General features: G+C 49.9%; 31 protein-coding genes. 1 reads left to right on the plus strand and 30 read right to left on the minus strand.

Going from position 1 to position 15,210, the window contains the following annotated elements; all coding sequences use genetic code 11:
- Positions 1-16: 16 nt before the first annotated feature.
- From ETG88_RS20925 to rpsJ, 27 genes are all read right to left on the minus strand, one after another.
- Entirely contained in the window at positions 17-1,006 is a 990-nt protein-coding gene (locus ETG88_RS20925) for a DNA-directed RNA polymerase subunit alpha (RefSeq protein WP_002919219.1), read from the minus strand.
- Between the two features lie 25 nt (positions 1,007-1,031).
- Entirely contained in the window at positions 1,032-1,652 is a 621-nt protein-coding gene (gene rpsD / locus ETG88_RS20930) for a 30S ribosomal protein S4 (RefSeq protein WP_100778652.1), read from the minus strand.
- A 34-nt stretch (positions 1,653-1,686) separates the two neighbouring features.
- The gene (rpsK, locus tag ETG88_RS20935; protein ID WP_003031137.1) at positions 1,687-2,076 is read right to left on the minus strand and encodes a 30S ribosomal protein S11; all 390 of its coding nucleotides are present in this window, start codon (positions 2,074-2,076) and stop codon (positions 1,687-1,689) included.
- Between the two features lie 16 nt (positions 2,077-2,092).
- On the minus strand, positions 2,093-2,449 hold the full coding sequence (rpsM, locus tag ETG88_RS20940) for a 30S ribosomal protein S13 (protein ID WP_003031135.1): 357 nt from the start codon (positions 2,447-2,449) through the stop codon (positions 2,093-2,095).
- Between the two features lie 146 nt (positions 2,450-2,595).
- Positions 2,596-2,712: a 50S ribosomal protein L36 gene (gene rpmJ, locus ETG88_RS20945; protein WP_000868187.1), complete on the minus strand. Its 117-nt coding sequence runs from the start codon at positions 2,710-2,712 to the stop codon at positions 2,596-2,598.
- Positions 2,713-2,743: 31 nt separating this feature from the next.
- Complete coding sequence (secY, locus tag ETG88_RS20950) at positions 2,744-4,075, minus strand: preprotein translocase subunit SecY (protein ID WP_095283665.1); 1,332 nt, start codon at positions 4,073-4,075, stop codon at positions 2,744-2,746.
- A gap of 7 nt (positions 4,076-4,082) precedes the next feature.
- Entirely contained in the window at positions 4,083-4,517 is a 435-nt protein-coding gene (rplO, locus tag ETG88_RS20955; RefSeq protein ID WP_100778651.1) for a 50S ribosomal protein L15, read from the minus strand.
- A 3-nt stretch (positions 4,518-4,520) separates the two neighbouring features.
- Positions 4,521-4,700, minus strand: a complete 180-nt coding sequence (gene rpmD, locus ETG88_RS20960; protein ID WP_003863301.1) for a 50S ribosomal protein L30 — start codon at positions 4,698-4,700, stop codon at positions 4,521-4,523.
- A 6-nt stretch (positions 4,701-4,706) separates the two neighbouring features.
- A complete protein-coding gene (rpsE, locus tag ETG88_RS20965) occupies positions 4,707-5,207 on the minus strand; it encodes a 30S ribosomal protein S5 (RefSeq protein ID WP_002438697.1) in 501 nt (166 codons plus the stop codon).
- Positions 5,208-5,221: 14 nt separating this feature from the next.
- Complete coding sequence (gene rplR / locus ETG88_RS20970; RefSeq protein WP_015960708.1) at positions 5,222-5,575, minus strand: 50S ribosomal protein L18; 354 nt, start codon at positions 5,573-5,575, stop codon at positions 5,222-5,224.
- 9 nt (positions 5,576-5,584) lie between these two features.
- A complete protein-coding gene (rplF, locus tag ETG88_RS20975; protein WP_100778650.1) occupies positions 5,585-6,118 on the minus strand; it encodes a 50S ribosomal protein L6 in 534 nt (177 codons plus the stop codon).
- Between the two features lie 12 nt (positions 6,119-6,130).
- A complete protein-coding gene (rpsH, locus tag ETG88_RS20980; RefSeq protein ID WP_006178918.1) occupies positions 6,131-6,523 on the minus strand; it encodes a 30S ribosomal protein S8 in 393 nt (130 codons plus the stop codon).
- 33 nt (positions 6,524-6,556) lie between these two features.
- Positions 6,557-6,862 carry a 30S ribosomal protein S14 gene (gene rpsN / locus ETG88_RS20985; protein ID WP_015960709.1) on the minus strand — a complete coding sequence of 102 codons (306 nt, stop codon included), beginning with the start codon at positions 6,860-6,862 and terminating at the stop codon, positions 6,557-6,559.
- 14 nt (positions 6,863-6,876) lie between these two features.
- A complete protein-coding gene (gene rplE, locus ETG88_RS20990) occupies positions 6,877-7,416 on the minus strand; it encodes a 50S ribosomal protein L5 (RefSeq protein WP_015960710.1) in 540 nt (179 codons plus the stop codon).
- Between the two features lie 14 nt (positions 7,417-7,430).
- Positions 7,431-7,745 carry a 50S ribosomal protein L24 gene (gene rplX / locus ETG88_RS20995; protein ID WP_016538464.1) on the minus strand — a complete coding sequence of 105 codons (315 nt, stop codon included), beginning with the start codon at positions 7,743-7,745 and terminating at the stop codon, positions 7,431-7,433.
- 10 nt (positions 7,746-7,755) lie between these two features.
- Positions 7,756-8,127, minus strand: a complete 372-nt coding sequence (rplN, locus tag ETG88_RS21000; protein ID WP_015960712.1) for a 50S ribosomal protein L14 — start codon at positions 8,125-8,127, stop codon at positions 7,756-7,758.
- A 166-nt stretch (positions 8,128-8,293) separates the two neighbouring features.
- Positions 8,294-8,548, minus strand: coding sequence for a 30S ribosomal protein S17 (rpsQ, locus tag ETG88_RS21005; protein ID WP_006817275.1), 255 nt, complete (start codon positions 8,546-8,548; stop codon positions 8,294-8,296).
- A complete protein-coding gene (rpmC, locus tag ETG88_RS21010; protein WP_032614707.1) occupies positions 8,548-8,739 on the minus strand; it encodes a 50S ribosomal protein L29 in 192 nt (63 codons plus the stop codon). Before rpmC ends, rpsQ begins: the two co-directional genes overlap by 1 nt.
- Positions 8,739-9,149, minus strand: coding sequence for a 50S ribosomal protein L16 (gene rplP, locus ETG88_RS21015; protein WP_002919759.1), 411 nt, complete (start codon positions 9,147-9,149; stop codon positions 8,739-8,741). The genes rpmC and rplP overlap by 1 nt, the downstream gene beginning before the upstream one ends.
- A gap of 12 nt (positions 9,150-9,161) precedes the next feature.
- Positions 9,162-9,863: a 30S ribosomal protein S3 gene (gene rpsC, locus ETG88_RS21020; protein ID WP_000529945.1), complete on the minus strand. Its 702-nt coding sequence runs from the start codon at positions 9,861-9,863 to the stop codon at positions 9,162-9,164.
- Positions 9,864-9,880: 17 nt separating this feature from the next.
- Positions 9,881-10,213, minus strand: a complete 333-nt coding sequence (gene rplV / locus ETG88_RS21025; RefSeq protein WP_002919773.1) for a 50S ribosomal protein L22 — start codon at positions 10,211-10,213, stop codon at positions 9,881-9,883.
- Positions 10,214-10,227: 14 nt separating this feature from the next.
- A complete protein-coding gene (rpsS, locus tag ETG88_RS21030) occupies positions 10,228-10,506 on the minus strand; it encodes a 30S ribosomal protein S19 (protein ID WP_001138115.1) in 279 nt (92 codons plus the stop codon).
- Positions 10,507-10,522: 16 nt separating this feature from the next.
- Positions 10,523-11,344: a 50S ribosomal protein L2 gene (gene rplB / locus ETG88_RS21035; protein ID WP_042312092.1), complete on the minus strand. Its 822-nt coding sequence runs from the start codon at positions 11,342-11,344 to the stop codon at positions 10,523-10,525.
- A gap of 17 nt (positions 11,345-11,361) precedes the next feature.
- Positions 11,362-11,664, minus strand: coding sequence for a 50S ribosomal protein L23 (rplW, locus tag ETG88_RS21040; RefSeq protein WP_004868363.1), 303 nt, complete (start codon positions 11,662-11,664; stop codon positions 11,362-11,364).
- Positions 11,661-12,266: a 50S ribosomal protein L4 gene (gene rplD / locus ETG88_RS21045; protein ID WP_015960716.1), complete on the minus strand. Its 606-nt coding sequence runs from the start codon at positions 12,264-12,266 to the stop codon at positions 11,661-11,663. The genes rplW and rplD overlap by 4 nt, the downstream gene beginning before the upstream one ends.
- A gap of 10 nt (positions 12,267-12,276) precedes the next feature.
- On the minus strand, positions 12,277-12,906 hold the full coding sequence (gene rplC, locus ETG88_RS21050) for a 50S ribosomal protein L3 (protein WP_016538466.1): 630 nt from the start codon (positions 12,904-12,906) through the stop codon (positions 12,277-12,279).
- A 32-nt stretch (positions 12,907-12,938) separates the two neighbouring features.
- Positions 12,939-13,250, minus strand: coding sequence for a 30S ribosomal protein S10 (gene rpsJ, locus ETG88_RS21055; protein WP_001181005.1), 312 nt, complete (start codon positions 13,248-13,250; stop codon positions 12,939-12,941).
- Positions 13,251-13,636: 386 nt separating this feature from the next.
- Between rpsJ and ETG88_RS21060 the strand changes: the two genes are divergently transcribed.
- Positions 13,637-14,152, plus strand: a complete 516-nt coding sequence (locus tag ETG88_RS21060) for a prepilin peptidase (RefSeq protein WP_129036321.1) — start codon at positions 13,637-13,639, stop codon at positions 14,150-14,152.
- Here ETG88_RS21060 and bfr read toward each other — a convergent pair.
- The 3 genes from bfr to ETG88_RS21075 all read right to left on the minus strand — a co-directional run.
- On the minus strand, positions 14,094-14,570 hold the full coding sequence (gene bfr / locus ETG88_RS21065; RefSeq protein ID WP_129036322.1) for a bacterioferritin: 477 nt from the start codon (positions 14,568-14,570) through the stop codon (positions 14,094-14,096). The two genes, ETG88_RS21060 and bfr, sit on opposite strands and share 59 nt — an antisense overlap.
- A 72-nt stretch (positions 14,571-14,642) precedes the next feature.
- A complete protein-coding gene (gene bfd / locus ETG88_RS21070; protein WP_015960719.1) occupies positions 14,643-14,837 on the minus strand; it encodes a bacterioferritin-associated ferredoxin in 195 nt (64 codons plus the stop codon).
- 185 nt (positions 14,838-15,022) lie between these two features.
- Positions 15,023-15,210, minus strand: a 188-nt coding sequence (locus ETG88_RS21075; protein ID WP_000308341.1) for an EF-Tu C-terminal domain-related protein, incomplete at its 5' end; no start/stop codon positions are given.

Below are 15,210 nucleotides of genomic sequence, written 5' to 3' on the forward strand. Positions count from 1 at the left end.
TTAACCTGTGATCCGGTTACTCGTCAGCAATGCTTGCTGGTGGCCAGTTTTCCAGGCGCATACCCAGAGACAGACCACGTGAAGCCAGCACGTCTTTAATCTCAGTAAGAGATTTTTTACCCAGGTTAGGCGTTTTCAGCAACTCAACCTCGGTACGCTGTACCAGATCACCGATATAGTGGATAGCTTCTGCCTTGAGGCAGTTAGCAGAGCGGACAGTCAATTCCAGATCGTCAACAGGGCGCAGCAGGATCGGATCGAACTCTGGTTTCTCTTCTTTAACTTCCGGCTGACGAACATCACGTAAGTCAACGAAAGCTTCAAGTTGTTCTGCCAGAATGGTTGCCGCACGACGAATCGCCTCTTCAGGATCGATTGTGCCATTGGTTTCCATTTCGATGACCAGCTTGTCCAGGTCGGTACGCTGTTCTACACGCGCTGCTTCAACATTGTAGGCAATACGCTCTACAGGGCTGTAACATGCGTCGACCAGCAGACGGCCGATTGGGCGCTCATCTTCTTCCGAATGAATTCGGGCAGAAGCCGGCACATAACCACGACCGCGCTGAACTTTGATACGCATGCTAATAGCTGCGTTCTCATCGGTCAGGTGGCAGATCACGTGCTGCGGCTTGACGATTTCGACATCACCATCATGGGTAATGTCGGCTGCAGTCACAGGGCCAATGCCAGATTTATTCAGAGTAAGAATAACTTCATCTTTCCCCTGAACTCTCACCGCCAGCCCTTTCAGGTTGAGCAGGATTTCAAGGATATCTTCCTGAACGCCTTCTTTGGTGCTGTACTCATGAAGTACACCATCAATCTCAACTTCGGTCACCGCGCAACCCGGCATCGATGAGAGCAGAATACGGCGCAGTGCGTTACCCAGAGTATGGCCAAAGCCACGCTCTAAAGGCTCAAGGGTCACCTTGGCGTGCGTCGAACTCACTTGCTCGATATCTACCAGGCGCGGTTTTAGAAACTCTGTCACAGAACCCTGCATTGTGTCCTCTCTTTGGTACTAAGCTTTACTTGGAGTAAAGCTCGACGATCAGGTGTTCGTTAATGTCCGCAGACAGATCAGAACGTTCTGGCTGACGCTTGAACGTGCCTTCCATCTTGCCAGCATCAACTTCCAGCCAGGTTGGCTTTTCACGCTGCTCAGCCAGCTCCAGAGCGGCTTTCACGCGAGATTGCGTTTTCGCTTTCTCACGAATGCTAACAACGTCGTTCGCTTTAACCTGATAAGAAGCGATGTTAACAACACGACCGTTTACCATGATTGCTTTATGGCTAACCAGTTGGCGTGATTCAGCACGAGTAGCGCCGAAGCCCATACGGTAAACAACGTTGTCCAGACGACCTTCCAGCAGAGCCAACAGGTTTTCACCGGTGTTGCCTTTCAGACGTGCTGCTTCTTTATAGTAGTTACGGAACTGACGCTCCAGCACACCGTAGGTACGGCGAACTTTTTGCTTTTCACGCAACTGCACACCATAGTCAGACAGACGCGGTTTACGCGCACCGTGCTGGCCAGGAGCTTGTTCAATTTTACACTTGGTATCGATCGCGCGAACGCCAGACTTAAGGAATAAGTCGGTGCCCTCACGACGGCTCAGCTTGAGCTTAGGACCCAAATATCTTGCCATTTTCTATCTCCAACAATCCTAGAAAACGTAAGCGTTATACGCGACGTTTTTTCGGCGGACGACAACCGTTATGAGGGATCGGAGTCACATCAGTAATATTAGTGATGCGGAAACCAGCGGCGTTCAGAGCACGAACAGTTGATTCGCGACCCGGACCCGGACCTTTAACCATAACTTCCAGATTCTTGATGCCGTATTCTTTTACGGCTTCTGCACAACGCTCTGCTGCAACCTGGGCTGCGAACGGAGTAGATTTGCGAGAACCACGGAAACCGGAACCACCGGCTGTTGCCCAACCCAATGCGTTACCCTGACGATCAGTAATAGTAACGATGGTGTTGTTAAAAGAAGCATGGATATGAGCCACGCCGTCAGAGACTTGTTTTCTTACACGTTTACGTGCACGAATTGGTGCCTTTGCCATTATTCAATCACCCCGATTATTTCTTGATCGGTTTGCGCGGACCCTTACGGGTACGTGCGTTGGTCTTGGTGCGCTGACCGCGAACCGGGAGACCACGACGATGACGCAAACCGCGATAGCAACCAAGGTCCATAAGGCGCTTGATGCTCATGCTAACTTCACGGCGCAGATCACCTTCAACGACAAATTTGGCAACTTCGTCACGCAGCGTGTCGATTTGTTCTTCAGACAGCTCACTGATCTTAACATCTTCAGCGATACCCGCTGCAGCCAGAATGGCTTTGGAACGGGTCTTGCCGACGCCATAGATCGAAGTTAATGCGATCACAGCATGTTTCTGATCAGGAATGTTAATGCCTGCTATACGGGCCACTATGCACTCCTACTATTTAATATGTACGCACCATGCTGAAAAGCCCGTTTTCAGGATACTCAAATGGAAACGTACAGACATACAAAAGATTGGCTGGCTAATCTAGCCAGCTCAACCCAACTTTGCAAGAAAAAAATGCGAAATAATCAGCCTTGACGCTGTTTATGTTTCGGCTCGGCACTGCAAATCACGCGGATGACGCCATCACGCTTAACGATTTTGCAGTTACGGCATAATTTCTTGACGGAAGCACGAACTTTCATTTTTACTCTCCGTAACTTCTCGGGCGACCAATTAACGGCCGTAGCCTTTCAGGTTCGCCTTCTTCAAGGCAGACTCATACTGACTGGACATCATCAGAGTTTGCACTTGAGCCATAAAGTCCATAATCACGACAACAACGATAAGCAGTGAGGTCCCACCGAAGTAGAACGGTACTTTCATTGCATCACGCATGAACTCCGGGATCAGGCAGATAAAAGTAATGTACAACGCGCCAATCAAAGTCAGACGAGTCATTACTTTATCGATATACTTCGCCGTTTGCTCTCCCGGACGAATTCCTGGTACAAATGCACCGGACTTCTTCAGGTTATCTGCTGTTTCACGCGGGTTGAAGACCAACGCCGTGTAGAAGAAACAGAAGAATATGATTGCAGACGCATAGAGTAACACATAAAGCGGTTGCCCAGGCTGCAAATACAGCGAAATTGTTGTCAGCCAGTTCCAACCGGTTCCGCCCCCGAACCATGACGCGATGGTTGCTGGGAACAGAATGATACTGGAAGCGAAGATTGCTGGGATAACCCCGGCCATATTCACTTTCAGCGGTAAATGTGTGCTCTGTGCAGCATAGACACGACGACCCTGCTGACGTTTCGCGTAGTTCACCACAATGCGGCGTTGACCACGTTCAACGAAGACAACAAAGAACGTCACTGCAAATACTAATACTGCAACCAATAGCAACAGGAGGAAGTGCAGGTCGCCTTGACGCGCTTGCTCGATCGTATGGGCAATGGCTGGCGGGAGTCCCGCAACGATACCGGCGAAGATAATGATTGAGATACCGTTACCGATACCTCGCTCAGTAATCTGTTCGCCGAGCCACATCAGGAACATAGTCCCTGTGACCAGACTTACAACAGCGGTGAAATAGAATGCAAAGCCCGGGTTAATAACCAGGCCCTGCATACCAGGCATATTCGGTAAACCGGTAGCAATACCGATCGACTGGAATATTGCCAGCACCAGAGTGCCATAACGGGTGTACTGGCTGATCTTACGACGACCAGACTCCCCTTCTTTCTTCAGCTCTGCCAAGGCCGGATGAACGACCGTCAGCAGCTGGATAATAATAGATGCCGAAATATACGGCATGATACCCAGTGCAAAGATAGAAGCACGGCTGAGAGCACCACCAGAGAACATGTTAAACATCTCAATGATGGTGCCTCGCTGTTGCTCAAGCAGTTTGGCAAGTACAGCGGCATCGATACCAGGGATCGGAATAAAAGAGCCAATACGGAAAACGATCAGCGCACCAACTACAAACAAAAGTCTGCGTTTCAGTTCGCCAAATCCACCCTTGGCACTTTGAAAATCTAATCCCGGTTGCTTAGCCATCTGCTACTTATTCCTCAATTTTACCGCCAGCAGCTTCGATAGCAGCACGAGCGCCTTTAGAAACACGCAGGCCACGAACAGTTACCGGAGTAGTTACTTCACCAGCCAGGATCACTTTCGCGAACTCGATCTGGATACCGATAATGTTTGCTGCTTTCAGCGTGTTCAGGTCTACAACGCCGCCTTCAACTTTCGCCAGGTCAGACAGACGGATTTCCGCTGTAATCGCTGATTTGCGAGAGGTGAAACCGAATTTCGGCAGACGACGGTACAGTGGCATCTGGCCACCCTCGAAACCGCGACGTACGCCACCGCCAGAACGAGAGTTCTGACCTTTGTGACCACGACCACCGGTTTTACCGAGGCCAGAACCGATACCACGACCAAGGCGTTTACCCGCCTTTTTAGAGCCTTCGGCTGGAGACAGAGTATTTAAACGCATCTCTTACTCCTCAACTTTAACCATGAAGTAAACCGCGTTGACCATACCACGTACAGCGGGAGTATCCTCACGCTCAACGGTATGACCAATACGACGCAGACCCAGGCCAAGCAGCGTTGCCTTGTGTTTCGGCAGACGACCGATTGCACTGCGGGTTTGAGTGATTTTAATAGTCTTTGCCATGGTCAATTACCCCAGAATTTCTTCAACGGATTTACCACGCTTGGCAGCGACCATTTCTGGAGAATTCATATTTTCCAGGCCATCAATAGTTGCACGAACCACGTTAATCGGGTTGGTGGAACCATATGCTTTAGCCAGAACGTTATGAACTCCAGCGACTTCGAGAACGGCGCGCATTGCACCACCGGCAATAATACCGGTACCTTCTGAAGCCGGCTGCATGAAGACACGAGAACCCGTGTGAACACCTTTAACAGGGTGTTGCAGGGTGCCGTGGTTCAGCGCGACGTTAATCATATTGCGACGGGCTTTTTCCATCGCTTTCTGGATCGCTGCTGGAACTTCACGCGCTTTACCGTAACCAAAACCAACGCGACCATTACCATCACCAACAACAGTCAGAGCTGTGAAGGAGAAAATACGACCACCTTTAACGGTTTTAGATACGCGGTTAACCGCGATCAGCTTTTCCTGCAGTTCGCCAGCTTGTTTTTCGATGTGAGCCATCTTACACCTCTACCTTAGAACTGAAGGCCAGCTTCACGGGCAGCATCTGCCAGTGCCTGGACACGACCATGATATTGGAACCCGGAACGGTCAAAGGACACGACTTTGATGCCTTTTTCCAGAGCGCGTTCAGCAACAGCTTTACCGACAGCTGCAGCAGCGTCTTTGTTACCGGTGTACTTCAATTGTTCAGTAATAGCTTTTTCTACAGTAGAAGCAGCTACCAGAACTTCAGAACCGTTTGGTGCAATGACCTGTGCGTAAATATGACGCGGGGTACGATGTACCACCAGGCGAGTTGCACCCAGCTCTTTGAGCTTGCGGCGTGCGCGGGTCGCACGACGGATACGAGCAGATTTCTTATCCATAGTGTTACCTTACTTCTTCTTAGCCTCTTTGGTACGCACGACTTCGTCGGCGTAACGAACACCCTTGCCTTTATAAGGCTCAGGACGACGGTAGGCGCGCAGGTCTGCTGCAACCTGACCGATCAGCTGTTTATCCGCGCCTTTCAGCACGATTTCAGTCTGAGACGGACATTCTGCAGTGATACCAGCAGGCAGCTGATGCTCAACGGGGTGAGAGAAGCCCAGAGACAGGCCTACTGCATTCCCTTTGATAGCTGCACGATAACCTACACCAACCAGCTGAAGCTTTTTAGTGAAGCCTTCGGTAACACCAACAACCATTGAGTTCAGCAGGGCACGCGCGGTACCAGCCTGAGCCCATCCATCCACGAAACCATCACGCGGACCGAAGGTCAGAGCATTATCTGCATGTTTAACTTCAACAGCATTGTTGAGGGTACGAGTCAGCTCGCCGTTTTTACCTTTGATCGTAATAACCTGACCGTCGATTTTTACATCAACGCCGGCAGGAATGACGACCGGTGCTTTAGCAACACGAGACATTCTTTCCTCCGATTAGGCTACGTAGCAGATAATTTCGCCACCAAGACCAGCTTGGCGCGCTGCACGATCAGTCATAACACCTTTAGAGGTAGAAACAACTGCGATACCCAGACCAGCCATAACTTTAGGCAGCTCATCTTTTTTCTTATAGATGCGCAGGCCTGGGCGGCTGACACGCTGAATGCTTTCTACAACAGCTTTACCCTGGAAATACTTAAGAGTAAGTTCCAGTTCCGGCTTGGTGTCGCCTTCAACTTTAAAATCTTCGATAAAACCTTCTTCCTTCAGCACATTGGCAATTGCCACTTTCAGCTTGGCGGAAGGCATGGTGACCGCAACTTTGTTCGCGGCCTGACCGTTACGGATACGGGTCAGCATATCCGCGATCGGATCTTGCATGCTCATCTGTCTTTACTCCCGTGATTCAATTGGTGACAATTACCAGCTAGCCTTTTTCAGACCCGGGATTTCACCGCGCATAGCGGCTTCACGGACCTTAATACGGCTCAACCCGAACTTCCGCAGGAAAGCGTGCGGACGACCAGTTTGACGACAGCGGTTACGCTGACGAGACGGGCTGGAATCACGCGGCAGAGACTGCAGCTTCAGAACTGCGTTCCAACGATCTTCGTCGGAAGCGTTCACATCAGAAATGATCGCTTTCAGTTCAGCGCGTTTAGCGAAGAATTTATCAGCTAAAGCTACGCGCTTTACTTCGCGTGCTTTCATTGATTGCTTAGCCATTCAGTAACCCTACCTTACTTGCGGAACGGGAAGTCAAAGGCAGCCAGCAGAGCACGGCCTTCTTCGTCAGAGTTCGCAGTAGTGGTAATGGTAATATCCAAACCACGCACGCGGTCGACTTTATCGTAGTCGATCTCTGGGAAGATGATCTGCTCACGGACACCCATGCTGTAGTTACCACGACCATCGAATGACTTAGCGGACAAGCCACGGAAGTCACGGATACGTGGAACAGCAATAGAGATCAGGCGCTCAAGGAACTCCCACATGCGTTCGCCACGCAGAGTTACTTTACAGCCGATCGGATAGCCCTGACGGATTTTGAAGCCTGCAACAGATTTGCGTGCTTTGGTGATCAACGGCTTTTGACCGGAGATTGCTGTCAGATCAGCTGCTGCGTTATCCAGCAGTTTCTTGTCAGCGATCGCTTCACCAACACCCATGTTCAGGGTGATCTTCTCGACCCGAGGGACTTGCATGACAGAATTGTAGTTAAACTCAGTCATGAGTTTGCTAACTACTTCGTCTTTGTAGTAATCATGCAGTTTCGCCATCGTACTACTCCAAATTACTTGATAGTTTCGCTGTTAGACTTGAAGAAACGGACTTTTTTGCCGTCTTCGAATCTAAAGCCTACACGGTCAGCCTTGCCGGTTGCCGCGTTGAAGAGTGCAACGTTAGAAACCTGAATTGCAGCTTCTTTTTCAACGATGCCACCTGGTTGGTTCAGGGCCGGAACCGGCTTCTGATGTTTCTTAACCAGGTTGATACCTTCAACAATGATCTTGCCGGAAGACAGAACATTTTTTACTTTACCGCGTTTACCTTTATCTTTACCGGTTAACACGATAACTTCGTCATCACGACGGATTTTCGCTGCCATGATTCGCTCCTTAGAGTACTTCTGGTGCCAGAGAGATAATTTTCATGAACTTTTCAGTACGAAGTTCACGAGTTACCGGCCCAAAGATACGCGTGCCGATAGGCTGCTCGCTGTTATTGTTTAAAATAACGCATGCATTACCATCGAAGCGAATGACAGAACCGTCAGGGCGACGAACACCCTTCCTGGTGCGCACCACTACCGCTTTCAGCACATCACCTTTCTTGACCTTACCACGTGGAATTGCTTCTTTGATGGTGATCTTGATGATGTCGCCTACGCCTGCGTAGCGACGGTGCGAGCCACCCAGAACCTTGATACACATTACGCGACGTGCACCGGAGTTGTCGGCGACGGTCAGCATAGTCTGTTCTTGGATCATTTTAGTGCTCCGCTAATGTCAACTACTACCTGAGACCCTAAAATCAGAGTCGTCGAAAAGCCCCATATCGAGGGCGCGGCATTATAACACCGGTTCTACAATATGGGTAGAAAAAATACACGGCTCATTACTGAGCCGTGTATTCGTATTGAGAGGCCTAACTGTATTACAGAACGGCTTTCTCTACAACGCGAACCAGCGTCCAGGACTTAGTCTTGGACAGCGGACGGCATTCGCGGATTTCAACCACGTCACCGATACCGCATTCGTTGTTCTCGTCATGTACGTGCAGTTTGGTCGTACGCTTGATGAATTTACCGTAGATCGGGTGTTTCACAATGCGTTCGATAGCAACAACAATGGATTTCTCCATTTTGTCGCTAACAACACGACCTTGCAGAGTACGGATTTTATCGGTCATTACGCACCCGCCTTCTGAGTCAGTAAAGTCTTAACGCGTGCAACATCACGACGCACTTGCTTCAGCAGGTGAGTCTGTTGCAGCTGGCCACTTGCAGCCTGCATGCGGAGGTTAAACTGCTCACGCAGCAGGTTCAGCAGCTCAGCGTTCAGCTCTTCAACGCTTTTTTCACGCAGCTCATTTGCTTTCATTACATCACCGTCTTAGTTACAAAGGTGGTTTTAATCGGCAGTTTCGCTGCTGCCAGGCCGAATGCTTCACGGGCTAGCTCTTCCGGTACGCCGTCCATTTCATACAGGACTTTACCCGGCTGAATCAAGGCAACCCAATACTCCACGTTACCTTTACCTTTACCCATACGAACTTCCAGCGGCTTCTCGGTAATTGGTTTGTCCGGGAATACACGGATCCAGATTTTACCTTGACGCTTAACTGCACGGGTCATTGCACGACGTGCTGCTTCGATCTGACGTGCAGTCAGACGACCACGGCCAACAGCTTTCAGACCGAAAGTGCCGAAGCTAACATCCGTACCCTGCGCCAGACCACGGTTGCGGCCTTTGTGCACTTTACGGAATTTTGTACGCTTTGGTTGTAACATCAGCGACGCTCCTTATTTACGGCCTTTACGCTGCTGCTTTTTAGGTTGCGCAGCCGGTTTTTCCGGTTGTTCAACAGCAGCCATACCACCCAGGATCTCACCTTTGAAGATCCATACCTTAACGCCGATTACACCGTAAGTGGTGTGCGCTTCAGAGGTGTTGTAGTCGATGTCAGCACGCAGAGTGTGCAACGGTACGCGACCTTCGCGGTACCATTCGGTACGTGCGATTTCCGCGCCGCCGAGACGGCCGCTAACTTCAACTTTGATACCTTTAGCGCCCAGACGCATTGCATTCTGTACAGCACGCTTCATAGCACGACGGAACATAACACGACGTTCCAGCTGTGAAGTGATGCTGTCAGCAACCAATTTAGCGTCCAGTTCAGGCTTACGAACTTCAGCGATATTGATCTGTGCAGGAACGCCAGCGATATCCGCTACGACCTTGCGCAGTTTTTCTACGTCTTCGCCTTTCTTACCGATAACGATACCCGGGCGAGCGGTGTGAATAGTCACACGAATGCTCTTAGCCGGACGCTCGATAACGATACGAGATACAGACGCTTTAGCCAGTTCCTTAGTCAGGTACTGACGTACTTTAAAATCGCTGTCCAGGTTGTCAGCGAATTCTTTGGTGTTCGCAAACCAGGTTGAATTCCATGGTTTTACAATACCCAGGCGAATACCATTAGGATGTACTTTCTGACCCATTGCTAGTCTCCAGAGTCTCAGCGATCGGACACAACCACAGTAATGTGGCTGGTGCGCTTCAGGATGCGATCTGCACGACCTTTCGCACGCGGCATAATGCGCTTCATGCTTGGGCCTTCGTCTACGAAGATTTTCGCAACTTTCAGATCGTCAATGTCAGCGCCATCGTTGTGTTCAGCGTTAGCAATGGCAGATTCCAGTACTTTCTTGACCAATACCGCAGCTTTCTTATTGGTATAGGTCAGGATGTCCAGGGCCTGCGACACTTTCTTACCGCGAATCAGGTCAGCAACAAGGCGAACCTTCTGAGCAGAAGAACGAGCATGGCGATGTTGAGCTAAAGTTTCCATCTCTTCCTCCTACCTTATTTCTTCTTCGCTTTTTTATCAGCAGCATGGCCGCGATAAGTACGAGTCGGTGCGAATTCACCCAGTTTATGACCGACCATTTCGTCGGAAACAAAGACTGGAACGTGCTGACGACCATTATGGACAGCGATGGTCAAACCGATCATGTTAGGAAAGATCGTTGAACGACGGGACCAAGTGCGCAGGGGCTTCTTGTCTCCGCTTTCCACCGCTTTCTCTACCTTCTTCAGCAAGTGCAGGTCAATAAAAGGACCTTTCTTGAGAGAACGTGGCATGGCTTATCCTCTAAAATTATTTGCTACGGCGACGTACGATAAATTTATCAGTACGCTTGTTGCTGCGGGTCTTCTTACCTTTGGTCTGAACGCCCCATGGAGTTACAGGGTGCTTACCAAAGTTACGACCTTCACCACCACCATGTGGGTGGTCGACTGGGTTCATCGCAGTACCGCGAACGGTAGGACGAACACCACGCCAGCGTGCAGCACCTGCTTTACCCAGAACGCGCAGCATATGCTCAGCATTGCCAACTTCGCCCAGAGTTGCACGGCAGTCTGCTTCTACTTTACGCATTTCACCAGAACGCAGACGCAGGGTGACATAAGCACCATCACGAGCAACGATCTGAACGTAAGTACCAGCGGAACGTGCCAGCTGACCGCCTTTACCTGGTTTCATTTCTACGTTATGAACGGTAGAACCAACCGGGATATTGCGCATCGGCAGGGTGTTACCTGCTTTGATTGCAGCATCAACGCCAGACTGAATCTGGTCGCCAGCTTTCAGGCCTTTAGGGGCCAGGATGTAACGGCGTTCGCCATCTTTGTACAGAACCAGCGCGATGTTCGCGGAACGGTTCGGATCGTACTCAAGACGCTCAACAATTGCCGGGATACCGTCTTTGTTGCGTTTGAAGTCAACAATACGATAAGCCTGCTTGTGACCACCACCGATGTGACGAGTGGTGATACGGCCATTGTTGTTACGACCACCGGATTTGCTGTTTTTTTCAACCAGCGGAGCAAAAGGTTTGCCCTTGTGCAGCTCTGGGTTGACCACTTTAACGACGTGGCGACGACCCGGAGATGTCGGTTTACATTTAACAACTGCCATTGTATTACTCCTCCGACTTACTCAGCGCCGCCGACGAAGTCCAGATTCTGGCCTTCCTTCAGGGTGACGTAAGCTTTTTTCCAGTCGCTACGACGACCGATACGCTGTCCGTGACGTTTAACTTTCCCTTTAACTACCAGGGTGTTAACGACTTCGACTTCGACTTCAAACAGTTTCTGCACAGCAGCTTTGATTTCTGCTTTGGTCGCGTCTTTAGCAACTTTGAGAACGATGGTATTTGTTTTTTCCATCGCAGCAGACGCTTTTTCAGAAACGTGCGGTGCACGAAGCACCTTCAGCAGACGTTCTTCACGAATCATGCCAGCATCTCCTCAACTTGCTTAACAGCATCAGCAGTCATTACGACTTTGTCGAAGGCGATCAGGCTAACCGGGTCGATACCAGTTGCATCGCGTACGTCAACCTTGTGCAGGTTGCGCGCAGCCAGGAACAGGTTTTCGTCCAGCTCACCGGTGATGATCAGCACATCTTCCAGAGCCATGTCTTTCAGTTTCTGTGCCAGCAGCTTAGTTTTAGGCGCTTCTACAGAGAACGTCTCGACAACGATCAGACGATCCTGACGTACCAGTTCGGACAGAATGCTTTTCAGCGCGCCGCGGTACATCTTTTTGTTTACTTTTTGACTGTGGTCCTGCGGGCGAGCAGCGAAGGTCACGCCACCGGAACGCCAGATCGGGCTCTTGATAGAACCTGAACGCGCACGGCCGGTACCTTTCTGGCGCCACGGCTTTTTGCCGGAACCAGTTACTTCAGCACGAGTCTTCTGAGCACGAGTACCCTGACGAGCACCAGCTGCATAAGCAACTACAACCTGGTGAACCAGCGCTTCGTTGAAATCACGACCGAAGGTAGTTTCGGAAACAGTCAGCGCGCTCTGCGCGTCTTTCAATACTAATTCCATTGCTATCCCCTTACGCCTTCACAGCTGGTTTAACGATCAGGTCGCTACCGGTTGCACCGGGAACAGCACCTTTAACCAGCAGCAGGTTGCGCTCAGCGTCAACACGTACTACGTCCAGGCTCTGAACAGTTACACGTTCGTTACCCAGCTGACCTGCCATTTTCTTGCCTTTAAACACTTTGCCCGGAGTCTGGTTCTGACCGATAGAACCCGGAACGCGGTGAGACAAGGAGTTACCGTGGGTAGCGTCCTGGGTACGGAAGTTCCAGCGCTTAACGGTACCAGCAAAACCTTTACCTTTAGAGGTACCGGTTACGTCAACTTTTTTAACTTCAGCAAACAGCTCAACGCTAATGTCCTGACCTACGGTGAACTCTTCGCCTTCAGCAAGACGGAATTCCCACAGACCACGGCCAGCTTCAACGCCAGCTTTAGCGAAGTGACCAGCCTCCGGCTTGGTTACACGGTTAGCTTTTTTAGCACCGGTAGTAACCTGAACAGCACGGTAGCCATCGTTAGCCAGGTCTTTAACCTGAGTAACGCGGTTTGCTTCAACTTCGATTACGGTTACTGGGATAGAAACGCCATCTTCAGTGAAGATGCGGGTCATACCCACTTTTTTACCGACTAAACCAATCATTGTTTCAACCTCTCAATCGCTCGATGACCTGATTAACCCAGGCTGATCTGCACGTCTACACCGGCAGCCAGATCCAGACGCATCAGAGCATCAACGGTTTTCTCAGTTGGCTCAACGATGTCAACCAGACGCTTATGAGTACGAATTTCGTACTGATCACGCGCATCTTTGTTAACGTGCGGAGAGATCAGAACGGTAAAACGCTCTTTGCGGGTCGGCAGCGGGATCGGACCACGGACTTGCGCACCAGTGCGCTTAGCAGTCTCGACGATTTCCGCGGTTGATTGATCGATAAGACGATGATCAAACGCTTTCAGGCGGATACGGATTCTTTGGTTCTGCATGAGACCAGAGCTCCAATTATTTTATAAACGAAAATGATTACTACTCAAACCCATTACGATTGATGGGAGAGTGTAACCGTTCTTACGTAGCCCCCCAATTGGGAGCATTGTTGAGTAACGAAAAACAGTGTTACTCAGGTTCAGATTGAACCAGCTGTCAATTACGACAAGCCCGCGCATTATACGTAAATCTGACCACAACGCAAGTACAGTTTATAAAACAGACTCTCGTGGTGGGTTTTGCGTAGCCGCTCGACATCGGATTGCAAAGCATGTCGAGCTAGCGTGATTCGCTGGAAGGCTTCACGCAAAGACAACTTTTGCTGTTTGCCCTGCAATAACGCCCGGAAGAGGATAGCGCTGCGATCCTTTCTGAGGCTTAAACCATGCTAACCGCCCTTCCCTTTCTGATGCTCTATGCAGTCTTGACCTGTCTTCTGGTGCGCGAAGATATCCGCTCAGGCCTTTTACCCGACAAATACCTTTGTCCATTACTTTGGACAGGCCTTCTTTTCCATCTCATGATCCATCCTGATTTTCTCGCCAGCGCCGTAATGGGTGCGATGGCGGGATACATCGGCTTTGCCTGTATTTATTGGGGTTATCGTATGGTGTTTAAACGAGAAGGGCTAGGATATGGAGATGTGAAGTATCTTGCTGCGTTAGGCGCCTGGCACGGCTGGTGCGTTCTTCCGGCGATGGCCTTGTCTGCTGCAATTCTGGCAATAAGCTTTGTGCTGATTCAGATGGTCATGAAACCGGGACAACAGATACATAAAAACCCACTACCGTTTGGCCCATTTCTGGCGGCAGCAGGTTTAGTGTCGGGTTGGCAGAGCTTACTCAGTCTGCCACTTTTATCTGAGATTGCAGGTAGTTTTGCAAACCAATTTTTCCGATGAGGTCCAGTTCGGTTTCCAGCCAGTCGATATGGCCCTCTTCGTCAGCCAGAATGGTGATCATCATGTCACGGCTGACGTAATCATGAACGCTGTCAGCGTAGGCAATGGCTTCACGAAGATCCTTCGCCCCTTCAAGTTCAAGACGGAGATCGGATTGCAGCATTTCTTCGACATCTTCACCAATACCCAGCTTCGCGAGATCCTGCAAATTCGGGATACCTTCGAGAAATAGAATACGCTCGATGTATTTATCGGCATGTTTCATCTCATCGATGGATTCATGGTATTCGACATCATTGAGGCGCGTCAGGCCCCAATTTTTGAACATTCTCGCATGGAGAAAATACTGATTGATTGCGACAAGCTCATTTCCCAATAATTTATTGAGATAACTTATGATTTTAACATCACCTTTCATTATATAGTCCCTCCGCTTCCACTTATTGAAGCGTAGATGGGGCTACAGGGATGTCAAAAAAAAGATAGAGCCTCAGGCGATCTCTTTGTATTCCGGGATCTGCGTCAATTCGTCCTGCATTATCTCGCGCGCCGCGCGTACGCACTTACCGCATTGATTTCCTACTGGAACAAATTTTCGAAGCTGCTGGAAAGACTGAGGGTGAAACTGGCGAACGGCCTGACGTATTTTTTTGTCACTCACACCATTACACAAACAAACGTACATAAAAACTCCCGCTCAATTTATGATCAAAGTGTAAGTGAGAATAATTATGATTACAATAGCACATCCGTTCCTGGACGCGCCGGCAGCTAACAAAAAATGCGAATAATTGTGACGGGCAATGAATTCAGGACACAAAAAAGGGCGCCGAAGCGCCCTTTTTTTATTCAAAACTAATTAACGAGTAATTAGCCCAGAACTTTAGCTACAACGCCCGCACCAACAGTACGGCCGCCTTCACGGATTGCGAAACGCAGACCGTCATCCATCGCGATTGGGTGGATCAGGGTAACAACCATTTTGATGTTGTCGCCTGGCATTACCATCTCTACGCCTTCTGGCAGTTCGATGGTACCGGTCACGTCAGTTGTACGGA

The sequence above is a fragment of the Lelliottia nimipressuralis genome (assembly GCF_004115925.1).
GTDB classification, from domain to species: domain Bacteria; phylum Pseudomonadota; class Gammaproteobacteria; order Enterobacterales; family Enterobacteriaceae; genus Enterobacter; species Enterobacter nimipressuralis.